The 10,915-nt window shown below is 53.8% G+C and carries 9 protein-coding genes and 1 pseudogene; 5 read left to right on the top strand and 5 right to left on the bottom strand.

Annotated features, from left to right (window positions below; genetic code table 11):
* Positions 1–150: 150 nt before the first annotated feature.
* From kdpB to kdpF, 3 genes are read right to left on the bottom strand one after another with little or no spacing between them, the layout of a single operon-like run.
* The gene (kdpB, locus tag F8N44_RS17745; RefSeq protein WP_150651192.1) at positions 151–2,214 is read right to left on the bottom strand and encodes a potassium-transporting ATPase subunit KdpB; all 2,064 of its coding nucleotides are present in this window, start codon (positions 2,212–2,214) and stop codon (positions 151–153) included.
* A gap of 10 nt (positions 2,215–2,224) precedes the next feature.
* The gene (gene kdpA / locus F8N44_RS17740; RefSeq protein WP_150651191.1) at positions 2,225–3,919 is read right to left on the bottom strand and encodes a potassium-transporting ATPase subunit KdpA; all 1,695 of its coding nucleotides are present in this window, start codon (positions 3,917–3,919) and stop codon (positions 2,225–2,227) included.
* An 8-nt stretch (positions 3,920–3,927) separates the two neighbouring features.
* Complete coding sequence (gene kdpF, locus F8N44_RS17735) at positions 3,928–4,017, bottom strand: K(+)-transporting ATPase subunit F (protein WP_007899818.1); 90 nt, start codon at positions 4,015–4,017, stop codon at positions 3,928–3,930.
* Between the two features lie 417 nt (positions 4,018–4,434).
* Here kdpF and eat point away from each other — a divergent pair, with 417 nt between their 5' ends.
* The 4 genes from eat (at position 4,435) to F8N44_RS17715 (ending at position 8,414) form a co-directional block, all read left to right on the top strand.
* On the top strand, positions 4,435–5,799 hold the full coding sequence (eat, locus tag F8N44_RS17730; RefSeq protein ID WP_150651190.1) for an ethanolamine permease: 1,365 nt from the start codon (positions 4,435–4,437) through the stop codon (positions 5,797–5,799).
* Positions 5,800–6,174: 375 nt separating this feature from the next.
* Positions 6,175–7,119: a glycosyltransferase family 2 protein gene (locus tag F8N44_RS17725; protein WP_150651189.1), complete on the top strand. Its 945-nt coding sequence runs from the start codon at positions 6,175–6,177 to the stop codon at positions 7,117–7,119.
* The gene (locus F8N44_RS17720; RefSeq protein WP_150651188.1) at positions 7,109–7,996 is read left to right on the top strand and encodes a methionyl-tRNA formyltransferase; all 888 of its coding nucleotides are present in this window, start codon (positions 7,109–7,111) and stop codon (positions 7,994–7,996) included. Before F8N44_RS17725 ends, F8N44_RS17720 begins: the two co-directional genes overlap by 11 nt.
* Positions 7,997–8,027: 31 nt before the next feature.
* Positions 8,028–8,414, top strand: coding sequence for a GtrA family protein (locus F8N44_RS17715; RefSeq protein ID WP_150651187.1), 387 nt, complete (start codon positions 8,028–8,030; stop codon positions 8,412–8,414).
* A 26-nt stretch (positions 8,415–8,440) separates the two neighbouring features.
* Here the strand turns inward: F8N44_RS17715 and F8N44_RS32230 are convergent.
* Positions 8,441–8,509 (bottom strand): annotated as a pseudogene (locus tag F8N44_RS32230) (GGIII-like transmembrane region-containing protein); the annotation flags it as partial.
* 17 nt (positions 8,510–8,526) lie between these two features.
* Between F8N44_RS32230 and rffA the strand changes: the two are divergent.
* Positions 8,527–9,666 (top strand): dTDP-4-amino-4,6-dideoxygalactose transaminase, encoded by a 1,140-nt coding sequence (gene rffA, locus F8N44_RS17710; RefSeq protein ID WP_150651186.1) that lies wholly within the window; start codon positions 8,527–8,529, stop codon positions 9,664–9,666.
* Between the two features lie 273 nt (positions 9,667–9,939).
* On the opposite strand, the gene F8N44_RS17705 is transcribed toward rffA, so the two are convergent.
* The coding region (locus F8N44_RS17705) for a hypothetical protein (protein ID WP_191630909.1) at positions 9,940–10,915 on the bottom strand (976 nt) is incomplete at its 5' end.

Raw genomic sequence — 10,915 nt, 5'->3', positions numbered from 1 at the left:
CGAAGGTGACAAGAGGAAAGGGAGCCGATCTTTGTGCAGTTCAAAACCTGAGTTCGGCTCGGTATTTCAGGTCGATGTACCTCTGATTAACTACTCGGTCAGTCCCCTCTCCCTCTGGGAGAGGGCTAGGGTGAGGGGCTCTTCTGAGACTCACACCAGATGCAGCGCCGTGAGCAACATGTCGATCGCCTTGATCCCCACGAACGGCACCAGAATCCCGCCCAGTCCGTAGATCAACAGATTGCGCCGCAGCAACGCCGCCGCACTCGCCGCCTGCACGCGCACACCGCGCAGCGCCAACGGAATCAGCACAACGATGATCAAGGCGTTGAAGACAATGGCCGAGAGAATCGCGCTCTGCGGACTGGTCAGCTGCATGATGTTCAGCACGCCCAGCTGCGGATAAATCGAGGCGAACAATGCCGGCAGGATCGCGAAGTATTTGGCGACGTCGTTGGCGATGGAAAAGGTCGTCAGCGCACCACGGGTCACCAGCAATTCCTTGCCGATCTGCACCACGTCGAGCAGCTTGGTCGGGTCGCTGTCGAGGTCGACCATGTTCGCCGCTTCGCGGGCAGCCTGGGTGCCGTCGTTCATCGCCATGCCGACGTCAGCCTGGGCCAGCGCCGGGGCATCGTTGGCGCCGTCGCCGCACATCGCGACCAGGCGCCCATCGTTCTGCTCATGACGGATGCGCGCGAGTTTTTTCTCCGGGGTGGCTTCGGCAAGAACGTCATCGACGCCCGCTTCAGCGGCGATGGCAGCGGCGGTCAGCGGGTTGTCGCCGGTGACCATTACGGTGCGAATGCCGAGTTTGCGCAGTTCGGCGAAACGCTCGCGAATGCCCGGTTTGACCACGTCCTTGAGGTGGATCGCGCCGAGCAATTTACCGTCGGCGCAGACCAGCAACGGGGTGCCGCCGCTCTGGGCGATCTTGTCGATTTCCCGCGACAGTGCCGGGGCCAGATCCGAACGCTTCTGGCCGAGGAAACTCAGCAGCGAATCCACTGCACCTTTGCGGTAGACACGGCCCTGATAGTCGACGCCGGACAAACGGGTCTCAGCGCTGAACGGCACGGCAGTCAGGGTTTCCAGCGCCGGTTCAGGCTGCGGATGCAGACCGCGCAGGTATTCGACAATGGATTTACCTTCAGCGGTTTCGTCGGCCAGCGAAGCGAACAACGCACCTTCGGCCAGCTCGCGACCACTCACACCGGGCGCGGCATACACCGCACTGCAACGACGGTTGCCGAAGGTGATGGTGCCAGTCTTGTCCAGCAGCAACACATGCACGTCGCCCGCCGCTTCCACTGCGCGACCGGACTTGGCGATCACGTTGAGGCGCACCAAACGATCCATCCCGGCAATACCGATCGCCGACAGCAAACCGCCAATGGTGGTCGGGATCAGCGTGACCAGCAGCGCCACCAGAAACACCAGCGGCAGGCTGCCATTGGCGAAGTGGGCGAACGGTTGCAGGGTCACCACCACCAGCAGAAAGATCAGGGTCAGGCCGATCAGCAGGATATCCAGCGCCACTTCGTTCGGCGTCTTCTGCCGCTTGGCGCCTTCGACCAGCGCGATCATGCGGTCAAGGGTCGACTCGCCGGGGTTGGCGGTGATCTGCACCAGCAACCAATCGGACACCAGTCGTGTGTTGCCAGTGACGGCCGAACGGTCGCCGCCGGACTCACGAATCACCGGCGCCGATTCACCGGTGATCGCCGCTTCGTTGACCGCCGCGATGCCTTCGATGACTTCGCCGTCACCGGGGATCATTTCCCCTGCTTCGACGCGCACCACATCGCCCTTGCGCAGGCTCGCTGCCGGCACCACTTGAAAGCTGCCGTTGGCCAGTTTGCGGCGGGCGCTGAGGCCTTCGCTGCCGGCCTTGAGGCTGTCGGCGCGCGCCTTGCCGCGACCTTCGGCCAAGGCTTCGGCGAAGTTGGCGAACAGCACGGTGAACCACAGCCACAGAGCAATTTGTGCCGCGACGAAGGTCGGCACATCGGCATCCGGAATGAAGCACAGCACGGTGGTGAAAATCGCCGTCAGTTCGACCACCAGCATCACTGGCGAACGCTTCAGTTGCCGAGGGTCGAGCTTGACGAAGGCTTGCAGCAGCGCCGGACGCCACAGGGCCGAGATTGCAGTTTTCGGTGCTTCTGCCGACTTGGTCGGCACTGCAGGTTTTGCAGGAACATGCATATTCATGATGGATTCCTTAGAAGCCCATACTTAAATGTTCGGCGATCGGGCCGAGCGCCAGTGTCGGCAGAAAGGTCAGGCCGCCCACCAGCAAAATGGTCACGGTCAACAGGGTCACGAACAGCGGGCCGTGAGTCGGGAAGCTGTTCTGGCCGATCGGTGCGGTTTTCTTCATCGCCAGGCTGCCGGCCAGTGCCAGTACCGGGAGGATGTAACCGAAGCGACCGATCAACATGCCCAGACCAAGCATCAGGTTGTGGAACGGTGTGTTGGCGCTCAGTCCACCGAACGCCGAACCGTTGTTGGCACTGGCGGAGGTGTAGGCGTAGAGCAACTGGCTGAACCCGTGCGGGCCGGGGTTGCTGATGGTCGCTGCAGCACTGGGAACCGCTGCGGCAATCGCACCGAGCACCAGCACGCCGACCGGCATGACCAGCAGGGTCACCACCAGCAATTGCACTTCCCGCGCCTGGAGTTTCTTGCCGAGGTATTCCGGCGTACGGCCAATCATCAGACCGGCAAGGAACACCGCGATCAGCACGTTGAGCAACATGCCGTAGAGCCCGGCACCGACGCCGCCGAAGATCACTTCGCCGACCATCATGTTGACCAGCGCGACCATGCCGCTGAGCGGATTAAGGCTGTCGTGCATGGCGTTGACCGAGCCGTTCGAGGCTGCCGTGGTGGTCACCGACCACAGCACGGTGGCGGTGGTGCCGAAGCGCGCTTCTTTACCTTCCAGCGGTGCAGTCTGTTCAACCGCAGCGTTGTTCAGGGTCGGGTTCGGTTGGTACTCAGCCCACAGCGAAGTCGCGCCGCCGATCAGGAACAGCGCCAGCATGCAGGCGATGATCGCGCGGCTCTGACGCAGGTCCTTGACGTAGTGGCCGAAGGTGAACACCAGCGCCACCGGGATCAGAATGATCGAAGCGACTTCGAACAGGTTGCTCCACGCGGTCGGGTTCTCGAACGGATGCGCCGAGTTGACGCCGAAGAAGCCGCCACCGTTGGTGCCCAGTTGCTTGATCGCAATCTGACTGGCGGCCGGGCCGAGCGGGATGACTTGATCAACGCCCTGCATCGTCACCGCGTTCACATACTGCGCAAAAGTCTGCGGTACGCCCTGCCAGACCAGATACAGCGCCAGCAACAGGCACAGCGGCAGCAAGCCGTAGAGGGTGGCGCGGGTCATATCGACCCAGAAGTTGCCGAGGGTTTTCGTCGATTTGCGGCCGATGCCACGGCACAACGCAACCAGCACGGCGAGGCCGGTGGCGGCGCTGACGAAGTTCTGCACGGTGAGGCCGACCATCTGGCTCAGGTAGCTGAGGGTCGCTTCACCGCTGTAGGACTGCCAGTTGGTATTGGTCATGAAACTGACCGCGGTGTTGAACGCCTGAGTCCATTCCTGGCCCGGCAGGTTCTGCGGGTTCAGTGGCAAGTGATCCTGAAACAACAGAATCGCGAACAGCAACAGGAAACCGGCGAGGTTGAACGCCAGCAGCGCCAGCGTGTACTTCTGCCAGCTCTGTTCAGCCTCTGGGTCGACCCCGGCGATGCGGTAGCAACCGCGCTCTACCGGGCCGAGAACCGGCGTCAGCCAGGTGCGCTGACCTTCCATTACCTTGTAGTAAAAGCGCCCGAGGAACGGCGCCGGCAGCAAGACCACCGCAAAGAACGCGAGGATCAGCCAATAGTCATAACTGTGCATAGCCGCTCCTAGTTCCGATCCGCGCGCAACAGCGCAACCAACAGATAAATGAACAGCCCCACTGCCAACAGCAGTGACACCCCGTCCAGAACGCTCATGGAAGATCTCCGTGTTACGGCGTATTGCCGTTTGTGCAGGCATTGTCGGAAAGGAGGCTGTAAAGGAACGAGAGCGAGGGGTGCTGCGGGGCATAAAGAAAGCGTAAAGAGTGGGTTTATGCCGGCGTTACAGGTGGGTTTTGCGCCATATAGGCGGGCCTCTTCGCGAGCAAGCTCGCTCCCACAGGTATCGGCGTTGTTCAGGCGAGCGCATTTCAAAAATGTGGGAGCGAGCCTGCTCGCGAAGACGGCATAACCGTCAACATCGCACCCAACTGGCGCACAAAAAGCCGCTATCCCGCCGAGAACATCCCCGATACGACAGCTTTCAACTCATTACGACTTGTTTCAGCGCAATGGCACGCCCACTGCAAACGCCCTCCCCCGAGCTTTCCAAACCGTTCAGGGAGCAAACGCATGAACACACAACTCAAACCCACGCTGGGCACTTTGCACCTGTGGGGCATCGCCGTAGGGCTGGTGATTTCCGGTGAGTATTTCGGCTGGAGTTATGGCTGGGGCGTGGCCGGGACACTGGGTTTCCTGGTGACCTCGTTCATGGTCGCGACCATGTACACCTGCTTTATCTTCAGTTTTACCGAACTGACCACCGCGATTCCTCACGCAGGCGGGCCGTTTGCCTACAGCCGTCGAGCCTTTGGTGAAAAAGGTGGATTGATTGCCGGGCTGGCGACGCTGATCGAATTCGTCTTCGCTCCGCCAGCCATTGCCCTGGCAATTGGCGCTTACCTCAATGTGCAGTTTCCGGCACTCGATCCGAAACACGCAGCCGTCGGCGCCTATATCGTCTTTATGGGCTTGAACATCCTCGGTGTGAAACTGGCCGCGACCTTTGAGTTGATCGTCTGCGTATTGGCGGTAGCCGAGTTTCTGGTGTTCATGGGCGTGGTCGCGCCGGCGTTCAGCTTCAGCAACTTCGCCCTCAATGGCTGGGCGGGATCGGATGTGTTTGGCGCGCCGGCGATTGCCGGGATGTTCGCCGCTATTCCGTTCGCGATCTGGTTCTTCCTCGCCATCGAAGGCGCCGCCATGGCCGCCGAAGAAGCCAAGGACCCGAAGCGCACGATTCCCAAGGCTTACATCAGCGGCATCCTGACCCTAGTGCTGCTGGCGATGGGTGTGATGTTCTTTGCCGGTGGCGTCGGCGACTGGCGCACCCTGGCCAACATCAACGACCCGCTACCGCAAGCGATGAAAACCGTGGTGGGCGACAACTCCGGCTGGCTGCACATGCTGGTGTGGATTGGCCTGTTCGGTCTGGTGGCGAGTTTCCACGGCATCATTCTTGGCTACTCGCGGCAGTTCTTCGCCCTCGCCCGCGCCGGCTATCTTCCCGCTTCGCTGGCGAAACTCTCGCGCTTCCAGACACCGCACCGGGCAATTATTGTCGGCGGCATCATCGGCATTGCCGCGATTTACAGCGACGGTCTGATCAATCTTGGCGGCATGACCCTCACCGCCGCGATGATCACCATGGCCGTGTTCGGCGCCATCGTGATGTACATCATGAGCATGCTCAGCCTGTTCAAACTGCGTAAATCGGAACCCAATCTCGAGCGTACTTTCCGCGCGCCGTGCTATCCGTTGATTCCGCTGATTGCCTTGGTGCTGGCGGTGGTGTGTCTGGTGGCGATGGCCTGGTTCAACGCGTTGATCGGCTTGATCTTCCTCGGTTTCATGGCTGTTGGTTTCGGCTACTTTTTGCTCACCGGGCAACTACGTGCCAACGCGCCGGCAGACTCAATGCTCACCGGGCACTGAATAGCACACGCCCCTCGCTCTCATCTGAATTGCCCGGTTGACACTGCGTTCACCAGTGTTGGCCGGCTGTCCCACCTCTGCTCCTTATTCGCCGGTCTTTGAAAGCCGCTGCCGTAGGCAAACCCTTACAGACTAAATTGCCAACGGCATTCGATATCGAGTCCGCGAGACAGCTCAGATCACGCGCAGATAGCCGCGCTGCGCGGCCTGCCGCCCCTCCAGCGTAGATACCTATTGATCGGGGATTTTTAAAGACTCGGTAATGCTCATAGCTTTTTGATACACTCGAGACACGGTTTTCTTACAGAATAACTTCAGGTTTCCTACAGAAAAAAATAGCCATTTGTAAAAATCAACTTATTAAGCAGAAGTCACATGCAGCCTACTCCCGCTCCGGAAATTTCAGTAGTCATTCCAGTCTATAAAGCAGAGCCTTTAGTAGATGAACTACTAAAGCAACTTACGATCGAGTTAAAAGGAATTACATCCCGATACGAAATAATACTAGTTGAAGACCGAAGCACGGATAATAGTTGGCTGGAAATTCAAAAAGCCCAGAAAATTTATCCACATATCAAAGCAGTCAGACTGAGCCGTAATTTTGGTCAACACCATGCGATTTCAGCGGGTCTCTCTTTGGCCGGTGGTGACTGGGTCGTGGTAATGGATTGTGATCTTCAGGACCAACCGAGTGAAATTTCCAAACTTTATCAAGAAGCCAAAAAAGGTTTCGATATCGTTCTGGCCAGACGCGCTCTGCGTCAGGATAGTTGGTTGAAACGATTTTTCTCCCGGACATTCTATCGGACACTCAGTTATCTTACCGGCATCGAACAAGATGCTACAGTCGCCAACTTCGGCATTTACAGCAGGAAAGTAATTTCAGCAATCAATAGAATGCCGGAGTCGATTCGCTACTTCCCGACTATGGTTCGCTGGGTCGGGTTCAAATCCACGAAACTCGACGTTGTCCACGCGGCACGGCCAGAGGGCGAAACCTCTTATAACTTCAAGAGATTGCTGAATCTGTCCCTGGACATTTGTCTTGCCAACTCGGAAAAGCCAATAAGACTGGCGATAAAATTCGGCTTGTTAGTTGCATTCACCGGATTTCTTTATGCAGCGATCATTGCGGTTCGTGCGATTCTCGGCGAAATCCCGGTATTGGGATATGCAAGCATCCTAATTTCGGTATGGGTACTAAGCGGCTTGATGATATGCATAATGGGCGTGATCGGACTTTATGTCGGAAAATCATTTGAAGGGATAAAAAATCGCCCACTTTATCTGATAGACGAAATTCAAGAAAATGACCAATAACGTGAAATTCGGACTTTATCTTATGACATCCAAGGGACTGGCAACACTGCAGTCACTGATATCAGAAGGCCATAGCCAATACATTTCTTATGTCGTTGTCGCGCAAGACCGTAACGTCACCAACGATTATTACAAGGAAATAGTCGAACTGGCGCAACGACTGAAAATACCTACGCTGGAACGGTCTCAGCCGGCTCCATATGCGAGCCATCTGATCGCGGTGTCCTGGAGATGGTTGATCGAAGCTGATGATGAGCAGAAGCTAGTCGTTTTCCACGACTCCTTGTTACCTCGTTACCGAGGATTTGCGCCTCTTCCGAGCGCACTAATCAATGGTGACAGGGTCATAGGCGTGACCGCACTTATGGCCTCGGAAGAATATGATCGCGGACCGATCATTACCCAGGAAGCTGTCGAAATCGACTATCCCGTCAAGATATCCAGTGCCATAGAACAACTGGAGCCTTGCTATCAAAAACTCGCGATCAGGGTTGCACATTCAATTATTCGAGGTGAGCTCATCAGCACAGCCCAGAATGAGGTGAACGCAACTTATAGCCTGTGGCGAGATGAGCAAGATTACTTTATTGATTGGACTTGGGATGCACACCGCATACAACGATTTATCGACGCACTCGGATTTCCTTACAAAGGTGCCGCCACAACCATCGATGGTGAAACCTTCCGAATCAACCAGTGTGAAGTCGTTGCTGACGTAAAAATCGAAAACCGTACCGCGGGAAAGATAATATTCATGCACGGAAATTACCCCGTGATTGTTTGCGGTAGCGGCCTGATAAAAATACTTGAAATGAATAAAGACAGCGCACCTGAAAGTGCGCTTCCAATTCAAAAATTTCGCACTCGTTTTTTTTGACATGAAAAATACAGGATCTGCTCACCCTCCCATGAAACACCAACAATTTCACCAATTGATAAGGTATATCTGTGTTGGTTTGATCAGCAACGCGACAGGTTACGCCATCTATTTGTTCCTTACCTATCTTGGACTTTCACCCAAATTAGCGATGTCCCTGCTCTACATAACGATTGCGGGATTCAGCTTCTTTGGAAACAAAAAAATTACATTCATGTATAACGGCCATTTTTGGGGCGCAGGAATGCGCTACGTTGTCGCCCACTTGATTGGTTACTTGATCAACCTGGCCATCCTGATATTCTTTTCAGACCACCTTGGATACAATCACGCAATAGTTCAAGCGACAGCTATAATCGTTATTGCAATGTATTTGTTTATTGCATTAAAGTTTTTCGTATTCCGGAGGACAGCATGAACAGCGCAGAGCTGTCCCCACTAAATTTAGTCTCGGCGTTTTTTGAACACCGCGACAAACAAGACAATCAACAAAACCAGTCTTCCACCCCCTCCATAGGCATGGACATATAATGAATAATGACAAGATTCACTTTAACCGCCCATACATGACAGGGAAGGAACTCTATTACATTTCAGAAGCAAAATTTGGTAATAAACTGGCGGGCGACGGCACATTTACTAAACGCTGTCACTCTTGGCTGGAAGCGCAGACTCAATGCAGCAAGGCATTACTGACTCACTCCTGCACTGCCGCACTTGAAATGTCAGCCTTGTTGTTGAATATCGAACCAGGTGACGAAGTTATCATGCCGTCCTACACGTTCGTGTCAACTGCCAATGCTTTCGTATTACGCGGCGCCGTTCCCGTTTTTGTCGATATTCGCGAAGACACTCTGAACATAGATGAGCGCCTCATTGAGGCAGCAATTACTCCGAAGACCAAGGCGATCGTGCCAGTCCATTACGCTGGTGTTTCCTGCGAAATGGATACGATCATGAACATCGCCAAAAAACACAATCTGAAAGTCGTTGAGGATGCCGCTCAAGGTGTCATGTCCAAGTACAAAGGACGAGCCCTCGGCAGCATCGGGGACCTAGGGGCATTCAGCTTTCACGAAACCAAAAATGTCATTTCCGGCGAAGGCGGTGCACTGCTGGTAAATGATCCTGACTTGGCACTGCGAGCTGAAATCATCCGCGAAAAAGGGACTGATCGGAGTCGCTTCTTCAGAGGAGAACTCGACAAATATACATGGCAGGAAGTTGGCTCTTCTTACCTACCCGGCGAACTGATCGCCGCATTTCTATGGGCCCAGCTGGAAGAAGCACAAGCTATCACCGACCAGCGTATTTCCAGCTGGAATTACTACAATGAAGCCCTGGAAGGCTTTGAGAAGGACGGCCTGTTACGCCGGCCGGTTGTTCCAGAATCTTGCGAGCACAATGCTCACATGTACTACATTTTGCTCCCGGAAGAAATGGACCGGCAAAAAGTATTGTTCGACTTGAAGCAGCAAAATATATTTTCCGTATTCCATTATGTCCCATTACACTCATCACCCGCTGGACAACGGTACGGCAGAGTTCATGATTCGATGGAAGTAACCGTTACTCAGTCCGAAAGATTGATCCGCCTTCCTCTTTGGGTAGGTTTGAGTACAGCGCAACAAGACATCATCATTGAAACCTTGTCCAAATCAATCCGGTAGCTGCCTGACAGCGGGCGGGAGAAGCGCCTTTGTTGTGGTTGATCAAGCTCTGCGTCGTCATAATTAATTGACTAGGTGCAGACCCTTTTTCACCCGAGACAAATCCTACTCCATCAGTGCGCTGCTCCCGTTCACAATGTCGAAATCCAATAAAAAAGCGCTTCGTCAGAAGCGCTTTTTGTTTTGTCAATTTAAACCAGACCATACTCCTAGCTATCTGATCTTAGGCCCACTCAGGTGCTTACAAGTCGCAGGCAGCTTTTTCAGACAATATCACTCGACAACCGAATCATGCGCAGCCGAGCTTCTTTTTACGTATTTATTTACCAGCCTTACAAACACAACCGCCAGCATCAGAATCAGATAGATCTTTGTCATAAGAAAGTATCTGTTTTCCGTGTGCAAAATAACTGTTGTCAAAAAGATTGAAGCTGTCGTCATGAAGGAGACAACGGCTATCCACTTGTTCTTAAAAAATGCCGTAAGCAAAGTTGCTATACCCATCAAAACAAGAGTCAGTTGCATGTAGAACAATTTGGCCTCACTAATGACAAGCACCTCAGGTGTAATATCAAAAGGTGCTTTACCAATGTAAACAGGCCAGTAAAATTTCATCATACCTTCATAAAATTTCACCGCCACGAATTGAAACTGAGTTACCTCGGAGGCCAATTTCGATACATACGCGCTGCGTATCGGATCAGTATAGGCCACAAGTTCAACATAAGGCTGATAATTAATCGAATCGTACACCGCCATAGCCGCCGGCTCATAGAACCAAGGTACACCGGAATGATAATAGGCTGCGAATACCTGGAGCAGACAGATAGAAACGCCGATCAAGTACAGGAAAATATGCTTGAACCGATTTTCCAACTGCCCCTTGAAATCGAAACAGCACCAAAATACAACAAGAAAAAATATGGACATAACGTAGTTTTGCTTTAAAAGCACAGAAAGCCCAGCCAGCAAACCTGAAACAAATAACGCTCCAAAATGTCTTCTATTGCTTTCACTGGAAAGTATCGCAACAGACGCAGTAAAACACGCCAGACTTTGGATATCTGAAAGTCTTACCGGAATGAAAGCAACACATAACACTAGAGTAAACGCTAGTAGCACCGTACCACCCACGTAGGTTGCCCAGCGATTTTGCTTTGCAACCGCGCCACTTAAATTTTTAAAAAGAACCAACAATGAAGCTACTAACAACATGAAAAATGCAAGATTCAACAGCACAACAATATAG

This window comes from Pseudomonas fluorescens (assembly GCF_902497745.1).
Lineage (GTDB): Bacteria > Pseudomonadota > Gammaproteobacteria > Pseudomonadales > Pseudomonadaceae > Aquipseudomonas > Aquipseudomonas fluorescens_BM.
This window is presented reverse-complemented; position numbering and strand designations above follow the sequence as displayed.